Origin of the sequence: Pseudomonas sp. CYM-20-01 (assembly GCF_023169845.1) — a bacterium.
Classification (GTDB): Bacteria; Pseudomonadota; Gammaproteobacteria; order Pseudomonadales; family Pseudomonadaceae; genus Aquipseudomonas; species Aquipseudomonas azotoformans.
The window spans coordinates 381,895-398,754 of sequence record NZ_AP025169.1 but is presented as its reverse complement, the minus strand read 5'-3'; the positions used below and the strand labels follow the sequence as shown (position 1 = coordinate 398,754).

Sequence of the window (16,860 nt, the reverse complement as noted above, 5' to 3'; positions counted from 1 at the left end):
GTCAAACATGTACTGACTGATCTACCGCTATCGGGGGCAAGCCCCCTCCCACATGAACTCAGTCCGTGCCGTACTTCGGGTTACGCGGACCGTACAGGATCCCCGCACGTTGCCCCGGCGACAGCAGGCGCGCACTGGTGATACCGGCAATCGGGTGTGCCGCATCGGTGGAGCTGTTGATCACCTGCTTGACCGCCGCCGTGATCAGCATGCCGATGAGGCCGCCGCTGTTGTTGTTGCCTTCCTCGCTGGACGCCCGCGCCGAGCCGGTCCACAGGGTGGTGCCGGTACGCAGGTCCACCAGTTTGGCCGAAGCCGTCACGGCGGTGTCACTGGAGATCAGCATGTACTTGGTGCCGTACTCGGTGACGGTGATGTACAGCGCGGCGTCCGCACCGAAGATGTCATGCAGCTTGGTCGGTGGCAGGGCCTGGATATCGTTGGCCGTGGTCAGGCCGTTCTGGCGGAAGGTTTCGTCCACCAGGGCAATCGGCAGCACGTAGTAGCCGGCTTCCGCCAACGGGTAGGTCACTTGCGAGACCAGGCTGTAGGACGCCTGCACTTCCGGCGATTCATTGAGCGGCGGCAGTACCAGGATCGACTTCGGTCGTGCCTGCTTGTACGCCGTGTAATCAATGGTCTTGGGGGCTGCGCAACCGCCGAGCAGGGCCAGGGCCAGCAAGGCGCCCGTGAGTTTCAACAGGCTCATTTAGTGGCGACTCCGGTCTTGGCGTTTTTCAGCAAAAAGTCCATGTACGAGGCGGATTCAGGGAACAGCGCCTTCTCGGTGCGGAACTCCTGCACCATCTGGTCATCCTTGCCCATGCTCAGGTACAGCATGCCCAGGTGGGCGTGGTAACCCGGCGGGGCTTTGCGGCCGCTGGCGTTGATCTTCTGCAGATCACGCTCCAGTGCCTCGACCTGCGCTTCCTTGGGCTCACCCTTGAAGTATTCGTAAACCTGCGGCTGATAACTTTCCCATTGATACAACGGCTGGGGCGCGGTTTGGCACCCGGCGACCATCGCCACTGCTGTCAGCATCAGCGCCAACTTGACTGCCTTGCTCATCCTTGTACTGCTCCTTGAGGTGCTGCTGATCAGTTGCGCGGGTTCCAGGCGCCGGCATTGATGCCGTCGACGAGGCGGTTGATGGCTTCGCGCATGGCCAGGTCGAGGACCTTGCCATTGAGGGTGGAGTCGTAGCTGGCGGTGCCGCCGAAGCCGACCACTTCACGGTTGGACAGCGCGTATTCACCGGCGCCCTGGGTGGAATACACCACTTCGGAGGTGCTGATGTTGACGATATTCAACGCGACTTTGGCGTAGGCCACTTGGGTCTTGCCACGGCCGAGAATGCCGAACAGCTGGCGGTCGCCGGTTTCCTTGCGGCCAAACTCGGTCACGTCGCCGGTCACCACGTAGTCAGCGCCCTTGAGCTTCTGCACGGTGCCTTTGATCGCGGCTTCCTGGGAGATTTCGCCCATGTTGTCGCGGTCCAGCACGCTGAAGCGGTTGGTTTGCTGCAGGTGGGTGATCAGGATGGTCTTGGCCTGGCCGCCGAGACGATCCACGCCGTCGGAGAAGATGCCGCGCATGTAGCTGGAGCGGTTGTCGAACTTGCCCACGGCAATCGGTACACGCACGCCGGAATAAGCGACGTTGGCGCTGGCGACTTGTTCCACCGGCATCGCGCGGTTGCTCTCCGTGGCACAACCGGCCACGGTCAGCAGCGCTGCGGCGGTGAGGCCGGACAGCAGGATTTTGGACAGTGTGTTCACAGGGTGCTCCTGGGTGATAAATCGGTTAAAGCGGATGAAACTAACGGGATGGAATGTTACGGAGATCGGTGGCGATGAAACTGCTCAAATTACCGGTATAAAACCCCTCGACATTTGAGTTGCCGCTACGGGTCAAAATACCGCCAACGGTCTTCCAGTGTTGCCATTGTCCCGGCCCCATACTCGGCATGAGGCGTTCGCGCGTCTGCGCAAAATGCAGGACTTCGGTATCGCCTTTCTTGACCTTGACCTCATAGCTGAAATCAACCGAGACCAAGTACTTGTTGTCTTCGATGATCGTGCTGACGAGCGCGCCGTGCGTATCCTGGATGAGTCGTTTGTAGACGACTTTCACATCGAGCAGGTAATCGGCGGAAGCCTTGCTGGTGGCGTATCGCTTGGCTTTAAGCAGGCGGTTAATCAGGTCAATGCCCAATTGTTCGCGGACTTTATCGTCCGACATGAAGCGATCGTTCTGCCCCTCCACCTCAACATCGAAGTTGTCGAGCCAGTAAGTAGCAGTCTTCGGAATCGTTACCGGCGCCGGGGAGATGTAGTAATCCGGCTTGGAGGCACAGCCCGCCAGTAGGCAGGCCGCGATAAGTACGGCAAACACGCGCATGTCTGAATTCGTCCCTGAAAAGTATCGTGCTTTAAACAATCGCGGCATTCTACGGAGTTGAAAGGCGTTCTCAAGCTGTTTTACAGCTCGAGCGGCGCCGTGTTACTGGCGTTTTGCCCGACAAGGCAGGTAAGCAACGCTAAGGCCTTGTCCGCAAAACAAAAGAATGCTGGCTCCAGGCTATCATTCTGCCTACGTATTGATCACAACCGTCTTGGCCAACATATCGCCCAAACGACGACGCATGCCGAACAACACAAAAAGACCATCCAATACGCTGAACAGCAATTTCGGCGCATTGCGCAGGAACGACTGGAACAGCGTGCAGTTCATGGGGTACGGGTACCCCACCACCGCCGTGCGGCATACACGCTTACCCAAGCTCTGGCCATTGGGTAGCGCATCGCAGAACAAGCCGTACCCGAAGGCCAGGAACAACAATGCGTAGTGCAGGCCATTGAGCAATGCCGAGCCTGCTGCGGCGTCCAGATAGACAGAGCCCAGGCTTCTGTTCAAAAACAGCAGGAACAACACCACGGCCATATCGATGAAATAGCCGAGTAACCGTCTGAACGGGCTGGCGAGGTCCCAGGTTTCTTTAGTCGCTACTGAGTCGTTCATAACGTCCTTACCCTCTGCCATTGTCATAAATATCCGCGAGGCTGCGAACGCTGGCACAGTCGATGACCCGTGCAGCCAGGCGACGACCGATGCTGGCCAGGACGGTCGGGCGTTCAGGGGTGTTGCTTGCATCCATACGGTGTTGCTCCAGATTCAAGGTGTTCGTGTCTGCGTTGAATGTGAACGGCCCATGGCATCAGGGCTCCAGCCCTTCAATTCAAACCGACCTTGAGAGACCGCTCGGACGACCAGGAGTCCTGGCCTGCCTGCAATAGCGGCTCGGCAGGAATGCGGTATTGACCGAATGCGTTGACCACGGCCTGGTCTACCTCGGCGTTGCCCGAGCTTTCGATCAATAGGATTTTCGGCACATTCGAACCCGACTGGCCTTGCACTTGCAGCGTCACCGGCTTGCTCGCGCTGCCGCGTTTGATTTGCTTGTTCAAGGCAATCTCGATGTCCAGTGCCGTACGATTGAGGCTCTTGCGACTGGTGTCAGCCCAGACCTCGTTGTAGCGCTGTGCTTGTTCAGGCGTCAGCACCGGTCGTTGAGCGCGAATGCGCTGAAGGCCCTTCCACGCGACATCGCCGGCATGCTGGCTGGCCTCCACGTAATACATCATGGCCCCGAACAAATCCTGCGGGCCACCTCGACCCTCTTCCATCAATCGGGCCAAGGCGAGTTTGCTTTTATCGCTGTCGCTGTTGGTCAGCGCCAACTGATAAAGCCGTCGCGCCTCCACATCGTTGCGCACTTGCCCGTGGCCCTCCTCGGCCATGCGCGCCAGCCTTTCGTAACCGACGCCATCCACGGCGGCAACGGACTCATAAAGCGATCTGGCCTTGGCAAAATCTTGTGGCACGCCGCCACGACCGGATTCGTACAAACCACCGAGCGCAGTCTTACAGCGCACGTTGCCGTTATCGCTGGCTTGACGAATGAACTGAACCTGATCGGCTGTGGGGCTTTTCTCGCCCTCGGACAGCATGCATTGAACGTTGGCCAGACTCTGCTCAAAGGAGCTTGGCGGCCTGGAAGCTTGACACCCGGTGACGAGGCCGGTGATTGCCAGTAGAACAATTGCTTTTTTCATGTCATGCGTCCGTGGAATCGGGAAACAGGGGCAGGCCAGCATTAACGCACGCGCTGGCTTATTTGAGCTCTTTCACCAAATACCCACTGGAGATCTGCGTAATCCCCGTGAGCGCGCGGCGCAACGCCTCGGGGTCGGTGCGATAGGTGAGCGGCGTGTAGCCGTAGACGTTCTGGCCATTGAACGGCGTGACCGCCTCGCTGGTGCGCCAGACCATTTCATCGCCGCGATTCATCTGCGCCAGCACATTGAGGGTGGGGTACACCACACTGCTGAACCCTTGGGTCAGGCGAAAGCCCCACTCGGCCACGGTCAGCTGGATCTGCGCATCGGCGGGTTCATCGTCACCCACCACTTTGAGGGTTGAGGTCTTACCCAACGCATCGATAAAGCCCTGTTTGAGCAACACGCCCAAATCGATTTTTTCAGCGTCCATCACCGTAAGGATCGCTACCGGCGTCGGCATCTCGGCCAACTGCCCAAGTTTCATACCCCCTGCAAACCCGGCGCCGCTCAACGCCGCCGTGCCCAACCTGGATGCACCGCTGGCCATGCCAACGCCCGCGCCAAGCCCGGCCCCCAATGCTGCGCCCCAGGCTTGCTCACGGCCCATGTAGACCATCTGTTGCGACTCCCACTTTACCGGCAGCACCTTGACCGTCTTGATCTGGGCCCGGTGTTCGGGCGTAAGGGGATGGCTGACACAGCCGCCGAGGATAAGGGTGGCAAAGAGGATGAAGAGGAGGTTTTTCACATCAGTCCTTGAAGGTTTGCGCAGGGTGAAAAATGACGGCCTGCCGGACCTGGAGCCCGGCAGGCTTCAACGGTTTAACTCACTTGCTTTCTTTTGCCACGGTGCCCAGGGACGCATCCTTGACCAGGTAACGGCCTTCGAGGTCGCTCAGCACTTTGAGGCTGTTGCGTGCGATGGCGAAGCCCATGTCGACTTCCTGCTTGAGGTAAACCACCTGACCCGCCTTGACATCAATCGGCATGTCCGCCCAGTTTTCAGCCTTGGAGCTGATCACGTGCTTGCCCGGTGTCACGAAAAAATAGATGTACTGGTTACCGCGGTTGTAACCCATCTCCGAGTCGGCTTCCTTGTCATCCAGGAACACGTTGAAGCGAACCATCATCCCCACGTTGCTCGGGCGCACCACATACACCAAACCTTTATCGGCGACAGCAGCCTTAGGCAACGAATAGTTCGCCACATCGGCCTGCATCTTCTCCACCGACGGCGTCGAGGAACAGCCAAACAGAGTGACGAGGGACAGAGCAACAGCGGCTTTGCAGAACAACTTGATCATGTATTTCTTCCTTGTGGGTAGCGGTGGGGCGGTTTCGAAAACGCCGACGACGGCCGGTTCACCTTTTCCTGATGCGTTTGGCCATCGCCAGTGTGTCGGCAGTGGATGGCGTTACATGAGGCATTGTGCCATCACTGTGATCCCGTGTCCGGGTTTGTACAAAATGTGGTCTGGCCCGGATTTTCTCCTGAGCGGCAAGTAATTATTAAATGAGACTCTCCCCTTCTTTGCGCTTCGCCAGTTACCTTTATTTTCTCCCGCAACTATTCGACGGAACGTGTGCAATAGCACCAGGCGTCTCCTGACCAGAGAGCAGTCGAATCACGCCACCGCACTGCCAGTCTTGCCTCTGTAGGTACGCCTCATAATCTTTACCCGCCTCAGGAACAAATACACGTGGATCAGGCACACAAGACGCCTCGGCGGCAACCATCTTCATCACAACCACAGACGGCACACCCGCAGGGATCACAAACTCGGCATAAGACTCGCCATAGCTCAGGTGCTCGCTCCTCCAGGAAGCGGGCATTCCGATACTTCGCTTGGTGTGTTGCCCCAAGGTGGAATTGACCTTATCCGCAACGGTATAACCGTAGGCAAAAAGAGGTTCTTTACTCGACGCGCAGTCTTGTCCGGGGTTGATGGCGATAGGCAAACCGTTATTCCCAAAAAGTCGGATGCGTGCGGTGGTGGCCTGATCGTAGGGGATAGGTTTTTCATAGCGTGCAGAGCCGCAGCCACTCAGTAATAGAGCAGAAAAAAGGGCCAGCAAAAGGATCTTCAAGATGACTCCTAGGCTCACATCTCAAGCGGTTATGGGTGATTTATTGAATACCTAAATTTCATTGCCAAGGTGGTCTGTCCCCCATCACTCAAGGTCTGCCCCCTATTTTCTGCTATTTCATAGTCGACCTTGTGTACCTGTCACAGACTTCGGAGTAGTTAAGCGTCACCGCACTAACGTCATCTACAACACAATTCCATTTCTTGCCAAACTCGTACGCCAACCATAAATACATCTCCATCGAGCCTTCCGAATGACCCAATTGCATTTCGATCATTGTCTTAGGAGGGTCACCCAACAAATCTTCCCAATCGAGCATATCTTGCGAATCATAGAAATTCATGAATTTTTCGGAGTTGAGTAATGAAATATACAAAGTGGCGTCGTCCCAATTCAATACTCCACGATTACGTTTTCCGGCACTAACGACCCCGCCTATAGAGTGAATAAAATCAGCAAACGCATCTTCATCAATTGCCACATCAGATATAATTGAAGCTGAGTCGCTCACGATTAAAACCCTCCTTTTTTGGCTCCATGGAAAATAGGGGTCAGACCATTAATATGGAAATAGGGGTCAGGCCACCAATATATATTGGTGCACTAATCGTGGTCTGCCCCCTATTTCCCCCCCTATTTCCCCTTGCGTTTCAAGTCCAGGAATATCAGTACGTGCGCCACCAATAGTGCGAAAAGGTGACAGATTTATTTAATTAAAAAAGGACTCGAAAATCAAATAAATCCGTCCACTTTTTTGCCCTTATTAAATAAATCTGTCACCTTTTCTCCTTTTTGCCCTTCAGAAATATTATGAAGCACATCATTCAAGTCGTTTTTCAAACTCATCAAGCACTCCTTGCTCGTGATTAGTCGACAAATAGAAACTGCCCATTACCTTGATCAAGCAAATGACCTTTTAAACACAACTTATTTAATAACGATGACACTTGGTCTTCATTCACGTTTACCCCGCACGATTCAAGAAAATGAAGCACTCGCCAATTGTCGATTATTTTCGGCTCATCAAAGCGTTTATGAACATCCACGACCCAATGGGGTTTACGCGACACTCTTTCAAAACGAATACCTGCACCATGCCTCAGAAATTGCCATTGATCACCATCAACAAGCAAGTCTCCCCTCTTCGGGAAGTCGAGGAGCCAGGTAGAATCTTTTGCATTGGGGTGCAGTTCGGCGAACGCAAGCACCAACTGACTCTGAAGCGTTGCAAAGAGAAACGCATAATCCATATTAGTTGGTCTCATAAATTAGCAGGAAATAGGGGTCAGACCACCAATATACATTGGTGCACTAATCGGGGTCTGACCCCTATTTTCTCAACCGGGCTGACCTTGGGAGGGTTGATTGCATCAGAGATAAGCTGCCTCGGCCCTTTTGCACCATCGAACCTCGCGTCGTTAACAGCAACTTTTCCGTTACTTACAACACCTGTTTCTCCAGAAACCAAGCCAGATGCAGTCTCTTTTGTACCAACTAAATCTTAAAGAAAATAGAAAAATTCAAACCGAGACCACATATAAGCTTTCGAGTAATTCAACCACCATAAAGCTTCCAGAAATTCATTCTATCTACGATCCAATATTGATCATCGTCAGGGATGAGCAATCCAAAATCGCTACTACAACGAGCATCCCACTGTGTTTTTGGCAACGCCAATTCCTCATGCAACCGACCATAGTCGGTATGTCGGTAAATCCCTCGGTCGAAATTTATGTAAAAGCTCGGTAATTTCATACGCAAAAAATTCCATTTTCGCGAATCCATTTCTCCTCCATAAGATAAGAACCGCTCTACGTCCTTATAAAAACTCTTAGCACTCTTCAACGTTAAGCCCTTGGAAAAGAAATCTTTCATCATCGTAGAACTTATCACTTCAGCTTCGGTGCTATCGATGTACTGATGAAAATTATCTGCGCTTAAAACTGAGATTCCACCGCGAAAGAGCTTAAGAGCTTTTTCATAATCTTCCTGCTTTAGTCGACCTGCTTCAACATACGAAAAATAATCCGGCCGGACATCGATACAGTAATTAGATTTATCATCCACAACATAATAATGCTGCTCTTTCAAAACAAACAGAGCAATTGATTTTTGCCCTTCAAACAACTCACTTTCTAATACGTCAAACTTAGCGTCCAAACTCATGAAAGAACTCCTCCTGCGTCAATACTCGTGCATTTGATGAGTGTTTCTCAAGCAAGGAATCCCATACTTTTGAAGGAAATATGGGTCAGACCACCAATATACATTGGTGCACTAATCGTGGCCTCACCCCTATTTCCCTTTTTTATTTCCCTTTGAGGTGATTTCGCCACGGCACAAGCAAACCGTCCAGCAGGACTCGATCAATAACACCGTCCTCAATAGCGCCAACATAAGTAGTATCTAACTTAAACTCAAAGGAAAGATCTTCATCTTCAGATAGTTTTTTTACGGCACCTACCAGCGCCTCTACGTCATCTAGGTTTTTTGAGTCCATCTCAATAGGAAGTATGTTTGGCGGCAAAGCCGAATAAATTTCTAAAATCCCACCTACAACTTCCGCGCCACTCTCGTCTATCTCATCAATAAATCTCGGCGGAGTAACGCTCCATATTCTTGACGCAGCAACCTCATTCACAAGCTGCTGCACATTAGATCTAATAGACTTATCCAAATCCTGAGCCACGTAAAAAATTAACTTTTGCTTCGCAAGCTCTAGCGGTATGGAATGCATTACTCAGCTCCTTTTTTCGGAGGGTATGCCGGGAGAGCGGACCCTGGACCGCCCGGATTATATCTAAATCCTCCTGGCATATGCGCGTCCAAATGCCGTGTATCAGGCAGTGGCACAGTAAGTGGCGAACCCTGGACATGGTGCATAGGAATTCTCTCGCCCTTTAGCCCTGCATCTTCAGGAAAAACCTTAACCCATGCATCGTCAACTTTCGGCGTCTTCCCTTTAGCTATCGCTGCCCGATTTTCAGTACTTAAGATTTGACCATATCCAAGGTCATCCCAGTTATCACGCAGTGCTCTCCAGTCTGCGGCATTTGTACGAACAACGCCTGTCCGAGTAGTACCAGAAGTAACAACAGGCACAGGAGGCACGACTTCACCCGTCGCTTTTGCACCAAGAGCGCCACCTTTTGCAGTCTCGACATTCCGCGCTGCTGCCGCAGCATCCGCAGTAGCAGCTACCTCCTTCGCTGCAAGACTACCAAATCCTCCCACGCCTAATGCCGTACCGCCCGCCGTTGCGGCACCAAAGGGCAACTCAGCTGCTGTTAATGTCAGTTCGGTACAAACTACTGGGCTCATCCCACAGACATTTAACAGTGCTGGACCAAGCAACATTGCTCCTGCCACCGTTCCGGCTACAACTGCACCACCCGCCACCGTATAAGCGAGGTTTTCACGACGTTCATCATACATTTGCGCCGAGCATGCTTGCGCGCTCAGTCCTGCACAGTTTTGCTCCTTGTAGCGCTCATTTTCAGCCTTGATGCGCTCTTCAGCCTTTTGTTCAAGCGTCTTACCCTCAGCTAATGCACTAGCAATATCACCCAGCGAGTTGTTCTCAACCGCATTGTTGCCAGCCTTTGCACCGGCAAATGCACCGCTCAGGTCACCCCCTGCAAGTCCGCCCGCCAATCCCGACGCCAATGTCGAAAGCGCCGATATGGTCTGTCTCTGCTCCTCACTCAAATTCTCAGTTTTAATATCCGGATACAGCCGCGCCGCAATCAACTCCCCCGTACCAGCTCCCGCAGCACCGGCACCCGCCGAGTTCCCTTGTGCCTGTGCAACCACAGCACCCAGTACCACGTGGGCCATGATCCGGGCGGTATCGTTGCCCTGCGTTGATTGCTTGATGAGGTTCGCCAGATAGGGCGCCGACGCACCCGCAAGGGCAGAGCCGATGTCCCCCCCTGCCAGTCCTTGCAAAGCTGCCGTCACCGCTTGAGCGGCGCGTTGATAATCGCCCCCCGTTCCGTACGGCTGCATCACCGTGCGGGTCACCTGTGCGGCGATCTGTTCATCCGTTGGCCGGGTATTGCCCTCCCTGATCAGCTTGTCTCGCGCAGCCGCTATCGCTTCAGGATCTTTTTGAGCGTTGGCCGCGTTAATGGCACCTTGTGTGCGAACGATGTCCGACGCCTGAGTGCCAATATCCGCGATCAACTGCACCTGCCGCAGGCGCTTCTGCTCTTTCTCCTTATCGAAGATGGGGCTGATGCTGCCGTTAGCGTGTTCAACATCGTGGCTCAGTGTTGCAACGTCCTGCTGCTGTTTGGCAGGGTCGCGAATGTCAAGGGTGCCGTTGGAAATGGCCGATGACGTGGTGCCGCTGTCACTGTCACCATGTTTGAACGCAACCAAGCTTCCGGAGGGCATATTGCTAACGAAGGCGTTCGCGCTGCTTGCGCCACTGCTGACGCTAACGCTCTGCAACTGGCTCGTGTAATCAGCTTTGTTCTTCAAAACGCTCCAGCCAAGGGTGCCGGTGCTCAGGCGGTTCTTGTCCGGCGTGGCCGTGCTGGCGATCACGCTGCCATCGAGTTGGGTATGGTTGCCCACATCAATTTGGTAGCCACCCTTACCGCCGAACAGGCCAGTTTGCTCCTGCACACTTTTATAGTTGGAGTCGATCTTACTCTTGCTGATACTGAGTGAACCGCTACCCGTCATGGTGCCAAACGTGAAACTTGCACCACCGCTGACATCGGTTTGTTTGGACTTGTAGTCGTCAGTGTCTTGCAGACTTTGCAGCCTAAGATCGCGGCCTACTGCGGCCTTGATCTGGTCTGCACTGACCTGCGCCCCTTTGAGGACGGTATCTCGCCCACTGATCAGGCTAACTTGCCTACCCGCATCCAGAGTCGTTTCTGTCCAGGTCGTGCCATTGCCCTTTTCGTTGCCAGTCCCTTTATTCGCATTGGCAAAGATGCTTAGGCCAGCACCACTGGAACCAAACCCAAGGCTGACGCCCACGGCCCCGCCGCCACTACTGTTCTTGCCATCGAGTTTTTGTGTGTTGGCGGCCGCTTCCAGGCGAATATCACGCTCTGCGGCCAACAGCATTTCATTACCGGCCTGGAGCTTACTGCCCTGAACACGGATGTCTCCATCAGCGCCAAGCGTGCCATTCCCGGCAGCTACAATACTCAGGTTATTGCCACTGGTGAGGCTGCTGCCTTGGTTTGCTGTCTGCTCCTGGGTCTGTTTGGAGCTGGATTTTTGCGAGCCAAGCGAGATGGCGATGCCAACAAACTGCCCGGCGTTAGCTCCGTTCATACCGCCATTCTGCTGCGCAGCTTGCCATGCCTGCACCCCGGTCAAACCCGCCTTCACACCTTGCAGCGCCGAGAGGCGGCCGTCGTCCTCGCTCTTGGCTTGCTTGGCGGTCTTGTAAGCGGAGTCCACCGCACTACCCACGGTGCCGGACAACGCTAGGGTCAAACCACTGGTCTTGCTCTTCGAGGTCTGCTCGCTGCGGTTGTTGTTCTCGGAAGCCAGGATGCTGACATTTTGCCCAACCAGGCTGATGTCCTTACCGGCAACCACGTCTGAACCGCGAATGGTCAGGTCTTTGCCAGCCTGAATATCCACACTGCCCAGCACACTGCCTATGTTGCTGGCCCGGGTGGTTTCAATGCTGCTGGTGAAGGTGTTCTGGTTGCTGCTTGAGCCCAACGTAACGCCGATGCCGCCGCTGCTCATCAAGCCCGATTTTTTGGTCGAGGACGAATGGCTTTGTTCGAAGGTATCCGTCGCCCCATCTATCACCACATTGCGCCCGGCAATCAGGCTGGTGGCGTTGGTGGAAACCACATCACTGGCGGTAGTGCCAATGTCACGGCCAGCACGCGCGACGACGGTATCAGCGCTGATGGAAGAACCCTGCTGGCTGATCTGGTTACTGCTGTCGATGCGCGTTTTCTGGCTGCTGGACAGCAACCCTTTGCTGGTTTTGGTTTTGCGGTAATAGCTGTAGTCGCTGTCTTGCGCGGCGTTCAGCGCCAGATCATTGCCGGCGTACAGATAGGCTTCCTTGCCGGCGCTCGCACGGCTGGCGCTGACGACGACGTCGTTGCCAGCACTCAAGGAAAGGTTGTCACCGGCCACCAACGATGTGCCCACTTGTTGGACATGATCTTCCCGGCTCGTAACCTTCTTCGAATTAGATGCCGAGTGTTGCTCGTTCGCGACCGAACCGAGACTCAAATCACCCGTAGCCGCCATCGCTAAATTGCGCTTGGCATTAACCTGGCTGGCCACGGCACTGATATCACGTCCGCCAATCACATGCAGGTCGCGGCCAGCGTCGACCACGGAGCCTTGCTGGGCGATGGTGGTGAAGCTGGAACGGTTGCCGATGGCGCCGCTGTCGAGGCTTTTGGAAGCGGTGATGTTGACGTCGCCCACGGCCTTGACCGTGGTGTCGGCACCGCTCTTGAGTACGCCGCCGACGTTGTTGACGTTGCCGCCCGCCTGCATGACCAAATCGTTGGCCGACTCGATGCGCGCGGCGCTGTCGACGAAGTCGCTGCGTTCGGTGCGGTAGCTGCTGGCGCTTGCGTGGGTGGTGACGCTGCGTTCGTTGAGCAGGTCGGCGCCGGCGGCGAGGTTGACGTTGCCCGCGCTGATCACACCGCCCGCGCGGTTGGTCAGGTTGTTACCGCTGAGCAGGTCGAGGCGGCCACCGGCTTCCATCAACCCACTGTTGGTGAGGTTGCCGCCAGCGTTCGCCAACAGGCTGCCGGTGGCACGCAAGGTGCCGGCGTTGTTGAGGTTACGGCCGGTGATCAGGTTGACGTCAGTGCCGGAAATCAATGCGCCGTTAGGCGCCAGGCGGTTGCTTGCCTGGGCGAGGTACAGCACCGGCACCAGCACTTGTTGGCCGGCGACGGTGGCGTTTTCCAGCCACACGATATCGTGGGTCAGGGCGGCGACTTGTTCGGCGGTGAGGCTCACGCCTACGGACAAATTCAGCGCGCTTTTGCTGCTGATGGCGTTGTCCATCAGGTGCTTGAACAGGTCGGCGTCGCTGGTCTGGCCATCGATGAAACGCTGGCCGGTGCGAGCGAGCACGGCTTGCTGGATCAGGCGCTGTTCGTAGAAGCCATCGCCGAGGCGTTTTTGCGCGGTGTCGGGGTCATAGCCGAGCTTGCTCAGCATGTAGTCCGAGCTCATGAACTGGCGCATGTCGGTGAGCAGCGGGTTGGTTTCGATCAGGTACTTATGCGGGTTGGCCGCGAACTGGCTGGTGGGCAGGCCTTTGGCGCCATCGCTGTCGCTGAGGTGGAACAGGCCGTTCTCGCCAGTGGGCAGGTCGAAGCCGGGCAGGCCCAGTGGGTTGACCTGTTGCTGGGCCACGTCCGGCGGCAGTTGCGGGTTGAGGCTGACTAGGGTCGAGTAGCCCGGCGCATGGGTGTTGGCACCGCTGCCGACGTAGGTGTAGCCACCACGCACGACGCTGTTGTCGATGCCGGCCTGGGCCTTCACATCCACGCTGCCGCCGGCTTGGATCACAGCGGCGTAACTTTGGTCTGGCGCGCTTAACTGGGTGGTCTTGCGCAGGGCGATCTGCTCGCTCTCCATCTTACCGATGAACGAGGCCAGGCCCGCTTCGACGCCGCCCATGTCCTGGCCTGCCGAATAACGCTGGGTGAAGGCCGCTGCCTCGCGGTACCAGCCCCCCGGCTTACGCTCGCGCTCGGAAGTGAAGATGCGATCGTACTGGGTGTCGTGGGTCACGACACCGACGTTGGTGAGCTGGTTGACGATGGCCGTGAGATTGCCACCGGCGGCAATGCTACTGCTGCTGTTGAGCAGCTCGCCGCCGGTGAGCAGCATGTTGCCGCCCGAGGTGATGCTGGACGCTGCAGTGGCCTGGCTGACGATGAAGTGATCACGCTGGGTAATCAGGAACGGGCGGTTCTGCTTGGGGCCGTCGCAGTCGCCACCGGTCACGCGAAAGATGCAGGCGGTGGGCGTGATGGAGGCGCTGTAGATGCCGGACTCGGTGTTGAGCACAGTCCGGATGTTCTGGATCGTGCTGGCAGCCAGGACCAGGTTACGCTCGCTTTCGAGGGTGCCCGAGCTGTTGATGATGCTGGTGGCCAAGCCGCCCTGGCCGTCGCGATCAACGCGCAGGTTGCCCATGGCGTAGATCGTGGCGCCGAGGTTTTTCAGGCGGTCGACCTTGAGGTTCAGGTCGCCACCGCTGAAGATCAAACCGTGGTCGTTGAGCAGGTTGCCCACCGAAAGATCCAGGCTGCCCTGGCTGGCGACGCTGCCGCCCACGGTCCAGTCCTGGCCGCTGCCGACCAGGGCACGGGTGCCGAGCAGCTTGCCGGTGGCGGTCTGTTGCAGGTTATCCACGTTGACGGTCAGGCGCCCGGCCTGGATCGCGGTGCTGTTGGTCCAGCTTGCTTTATCGAAGGTCAGGTCACCGTTGGTGACCAGGCTGCCACCCACGTCATCGAGGCTGATGCCACTGAGGTCGAGCACGCCGGTGCCCACGTGCAACACCTTGCCGCCGGTGTTCTGGAAGCGGGTGGCGGCGAGGCTCAATTGGTCGTTGGCGGTCTCCAGGCTACCGCTGTTGTTGAGCAGGCCGCCGATGGCGTAGCGGGTTTTGCCGCTGGTGCCCAAGGCGCGCATTTGCCCGCTGTTGTTCAGGCTGGCGGTCTCGACATCGAGGGCCGTGGCGCTTTCGATCAGGCCACGGTTGGTCAGTGCGCCATTGAGGCTGACGTCGATGCGGTTACCGGCGATCTCGCCGCCGTTATCCACATTCATACCGGTCAGGTGCACGCGATCCCGGGCGAACAGTGCGCCGCTGCCGTTGTTGAAATCCGTGGCGTCGATCTGCGCATCACCGGCTTTGGCGGCGATGCGGCCACCGTTGTTGTCGAGGGTGCCGGCAGTGATGGTCACGCCAGCGTTTTCACTGTGGATCAGGCCGTTGCCGCTGTTTTGCAACAGGCCGCTGGTGGTCAGGACCAGGCCATCGTTGGCGGCCAGGGTGCCGTTGTTCTGGTTGTCGACACTGTTGGCGAACACGGTCAGCAAGCCCTGGCTGGCGAGCTTGCCACCCTGGTTATCGATGTGCGCGGCGCGCTGGATCAGCAACGGCCCGGCGCTGGCCAGCTTGCCGTTACGGTTGATCAGGTCGCCGATCAGATCCAGGGTGATCACCCCACCGCCGGTCAGGCTACCGGCGCTGTTATCCAGGCTATTGCCGTTGAGGGTGAACGCACCGCTGCTGTCGATGATGCCGCCCTGGCTGTTGTCCAGCAGGCCGCTGACGTTGAGCGTCTGCGTGCCGTCGCTGAGCAGGCGCCCTTTGTTGCGGTTGTCGACACTGGCGGCGGTGATGTTCAGCGCCTGCTTGGCGCTCAAGGTCGCACCCTGGTTATCCAGGCTTTGCGCCGTGGCGGTGAGGCTGCGATTGGCGATCACGGTGCCGGTGTTGGTGATGCGCTGGCTGTCGAGGCTGACATCGCCACCGGCATTGCGCGTGTTGTCGGGGTTGACCCCGGCTTCGATGATGCCGCTGTTGGTCAACTGGCCGTTGCTGGCCAGGGTGATGCTGTCGCGGGCGGCGAGGGTCTTGCTGTTTTTCAGGGTGCCCTTGGTCTGTGCCTTGAGGGTGGTGCCGGCGTAGACCGCACCCTTGGTCTCCAGGCTGGCAGCCTTGATGTCCACTGCGCCGCTGGCGGCAGCCTGGGCCATGCTCAGGTGGCCGTTGGCATCGAGTTGAATGTCACCGCCACTGGCGGCCAGCGTACCGTCGAGCTTCACGCCCACACCGGCTTCGGTGCCCACCAGTTTGATCGCGCCGGCGTACATACCACCGAGCGCCGACGAGTCAATCGCCAGCTCCGGCTTGGCACTGCCGTCATCGGCACGGGCGGTGGTTGCCAGGCTTTGGGCATCGACGTCATTGCGCCCGGCGATCACCGTGAGTTGTTTCGCGTTGATCTGCGCATTGATCTTGGCCGAACGGGTGATGATCTCGAAACGGTCGACATTGCTCGCGTTCAGGCCTTTGCCGTCGATGGTCACGGCGCCGCCGTCGACCTGGTAGCTTTTCAGTTGCCCGGCCTGATCGATCACCGGTTTACCGGTGGTCAGGGTGACGTTGGGGGTGTTGATGAAGCCGCAACCGTTGCAGCTGATGCCGTAAGGGTTGGCGACGATCACCTTGGCCGACTGGCCCGCCACTTCGGTGTAGCCGCGCAATTGGCTGGGGCTGCCGCCTTTGACTTCGTTGAGGATGACATTCGCCGCACCGCCCTTGAGGTTCGGGTTGCCGACAATGATCCCGCCCAGTTGCGTGCTTTGCACAATGCTGTTGGCGTTGTTGAGGATCACGCCGTTGGGGCCGACGTTGTAGTCCTTGAACTGGTTGTGGGACAGGCCGCTGCCATTAGGGGTGGCGATGTTCACCACCGGCACGCCGTTGCCCGCCTGGCCGACCGTGGTACCGGGGCCACTGACCACGATGCCTTCGGCGCTCGCCAGCAATGGCTGCCAGAACAGCGCGTTGGCCAGGATCAAGGCCAGGCCGCGTTGGCTCAGGGTTTTAAGGGCAGTAACAGGGCGAACGTCCATATTCAAAATCTCAAGGCAGCGGGCG

General features: G+C 56.8%; 15 protein-coding genes. All 15 read right to left on the bottom strand.

What is annotated here, in order from left to right:
- Positions 1–58: 58 nt before the first annotated feature.
- Positions 59–709, bottom strand: a complete 651-nt coding sequence (locus tag M2497_RS01780) for a DUF799 domain-containing protein (protein ID WP_248485625.1) — start codon at positions 707–709, stop codon at positions 59–61.
- A complete protein-coding gene (locus M2497_RS01775; RefSeq protein WP_248485624.1) occupies positions 706–1,068 on the bottom strand; it encodes a DUF4810 domain-containing protein in 363 nt (120 codons plus the stop codon). Before M2497_RS01775 ends, M2497_RS01780 begins: the two co-directional genes overlap by 4 nt.
- A gap of 29 nt (positions 1,069–1,097) precedes the next feature.
- Positions 1,098–1,778, bottom strand: a complete 681-nt coding sequence (locus M2497_RS01770; protein WP_058426355.1) for a CsgG/HfaB family protein — start codon at positions 1,776–1,778, stop codon at positions 1,098–1,100.
- A gap of 40 nt (positions 1,779–1,818) precedes the next feature.
- Positions 1,819–2,400 carry a hypothetical protein gene (locus M2497_RS01765; protein ID WP_058426356.1) on the bottom strand — a complete coding sequence of 194 codons (582 nt, stop codon included), beginning with the start codon at positions 2,398–2,400 and terminating at the stop codon, positions 1,819–1,821.
- A gap of 192 nt (positions 2,401–2,592) precedes the next feature.
- Positions 2,593–3,021, bottom strand: a complete 429-nt coding sequence (locus M2497_RS01760; protein WP_248485623.1) for an RDD family protein — start codon at positions 3,019–3,021, stop codon at positions 2,593–2,595.
- A 7-nt stretch (positions 3,022–3,028) separates the two neighbouring features.
- Positions 3,029–3,157, bottom strand: a complete 129-nt coding sequence (locus M2497_RS30645; protein ID WP_257103012.1) for a hypothetical protein — start codon at positions 3,155–3,157, stop codon at positions 3,029–3,031.
- Positions 3,158–3,233: 76 nt separating this feature from the next.
- Positions 3,234–4,115 carry a sel1 repeat family protein gene (locus M2497_RS01755; protein WP_248485622.1) on the bottom strand — a complete coding sequence of 294 codons (882 nt, stop codon included), beginning with the start codon at positions 4,113–4,115 and terminating at the stop codon, positions 3,234–3,236.
- 58 nt (positions 4,116–4,173) lie between these two features.
- Complete coding sequence (locus tag M2497_RS01750) at positions 4,174–4,869, bottom strand: hypothetical protein (RefSeq protein ID WP_248485621.1); 696 nt, start codon at positions 4,867–4,869, stop codon at positions 4,174–4,176.
- A 79-nt stretch (positions 4,870–4,948) separates the two neighbouring features.
- Positions 4,949–5,341, bottom strand: a complete 393-nt coding sequence (locus M2497_RS01745) for a DUF2846 domain-containing protein (RefSeq protein WP_170856112.1) — start codon at positions 5,339–5,341, stop codon at positions 4,949–4,951.
- A gap of 331 nt (positions 5,342–5,672) precedes the next feature.
- Positions 5,673–6,209, bottom strand: coding sequence for a hypothetical protein (locus M2497_RS01740; protein WP_248485620.1), 537 nt, complete (start codon positions 6,207–6,209; stop codon positions 5,673–5,675).
- Between the two features lie 112 nt (positions 6,210–6,321).
- On the bottom strand, positions 6,322–6,720 hold the full coding sequence (locus tag M2497_RS01735; protein WP_248485619.1) for a hypothetical protein: 399 nt from the start codon (positions 6,718–6,720) through the stop codon (positions 6,322–6,324).
- 355 nt (positions 6,721–7,075) lie between these two features.
- Entirely contained in the window at positions 7,076–7,459 is a 384-nt protein-coding gene (locus M2497_RS01730; RefSeq protein WP_248485618.1) for a hypothetical protein, read from the bottom strand.
- A gap of 304 nt (positions 7,460–7,763) precedes the next feature.
- Entirely contained in the window at positions 7,764–8,375 is a 612-nt protein-coding gene (locus M2497_RS01725) for a hypothetical protein (RefSeq protein ID WP_248485617.1), read from the bottom strand.
- 142 nt (positions 8,376–8,517) lie between these two features.
- Positions 8,518–8,946: a hypothetical protein gene (locus M2497_RS01720; protein WP_058425799.1), complete on the bottom strand. Its 429-nt coding sequence runs from the start codon at positions 8,944–8,946 to the stop codon at positions 8,518–8,520.
- On the bottom strand, positions 8,946–16,835 hold the full coding sequence (locus tag M2497_RS01715; protein WP_248485616.1) for a hemagglutinin repeat-containing protein: 7,890 nt from the start codon (positions 16,833–16,835) through the stop codon (positions 8,946–8,948). Before M2497_RS01715 ends, M2497_RS01720 begins: the two co-directional genes overlap by 1 nt.
- Between the last annotated feature and the right edge of the window lie 25 nt (positions 16,836–16,860).

What these genes read in the sequence shown, in the direction of transcription:
- M2497_RS01725 (WP_248485617.1), bottom strand. Translation starts at nt 8,375, where the DNA reads ATGAGTTTGGACGCTAAGTTTGACGTATTAGAAAGTGAGTTGTTTGAA.
- M2497_RS01720 (WP_058425799.1), bottom strand. Translation starts at nt 8,946, where the DNA reads ATGCATTCCATACCGCTAGAGCTTGCGAAGCAAAAGTTAATTTTTTAC.
- M2497_RS01715 (WP_248485616.1), bottom strand. Translation starts at nt 16,835, where the DNA reads ATGGACGTTCGCCCTGTTACTGCCCTTAAAACCCTGAGCCAACGCGGC.
- M2497_RS01760 (WP_248485623.1), bottom strand. Translation starts at nt 3,021, where the DNA reads ATGAACGACTCAGTAGCGACTAAAGAAACCTGGGACCTCGCCAGCCCG.
- M2497_RS01730 (WP_248485618.1), bottom strand. Translation starts at nt 7,459, where the DNA reads ATGGATTATGCGTTTCTCTTTGCAACGCTTCAGAGTCAGTTGGTGCTT.
- M2497_RS30645 (WP_257103012.1), bottom strand. Translation starts at nt 3,157, where the DNA reads ATGGATGCAAGCAACACCCCTGAACGCCCGACCGTCCTGGCCAGCATC.
- M2497_RS01755 (WP_248485622.1), bottom strand. Translation starts at nt 4,115, where the DNA reads ATGAAAAAAGCAATTGTTCTACTGGCAATCACCGGCCTCGTCACCGGG.
- M2497_RS01780 (WP_248485625.1), bottom strand. Translation starts at nt 709, where the DNA reads ATGAGCCTGTTGAAACTCACGGGCGCCTTGCTGGCCCTGGCCCTGCTC.
- M2497_RS01765 (WP_058426356.1), bottom strand. Translation starts at nt 2,400, where the DNA reads ATGCGCGTGTTTGCCGTACTTATCGCGGCCTGCCTACTGGCGGGCTGT.
- M2497_RS01745 (WP_170856112.1), bottom strand. Translation starts at nt 5,341, where the DNA reads ATGCAGGCCGATGTGGCGAACTATTCGTTGCCTAAGGCTGCTGTCGCC.
- M2497_RS01775 (WP_248485624.1), bottom strand. Translation starts at nt 1,068, where the DNA reads ATGAGCAAGGCAGTCAAGTTGGCGCTGATGCTGACAGCAGTGGCGATG.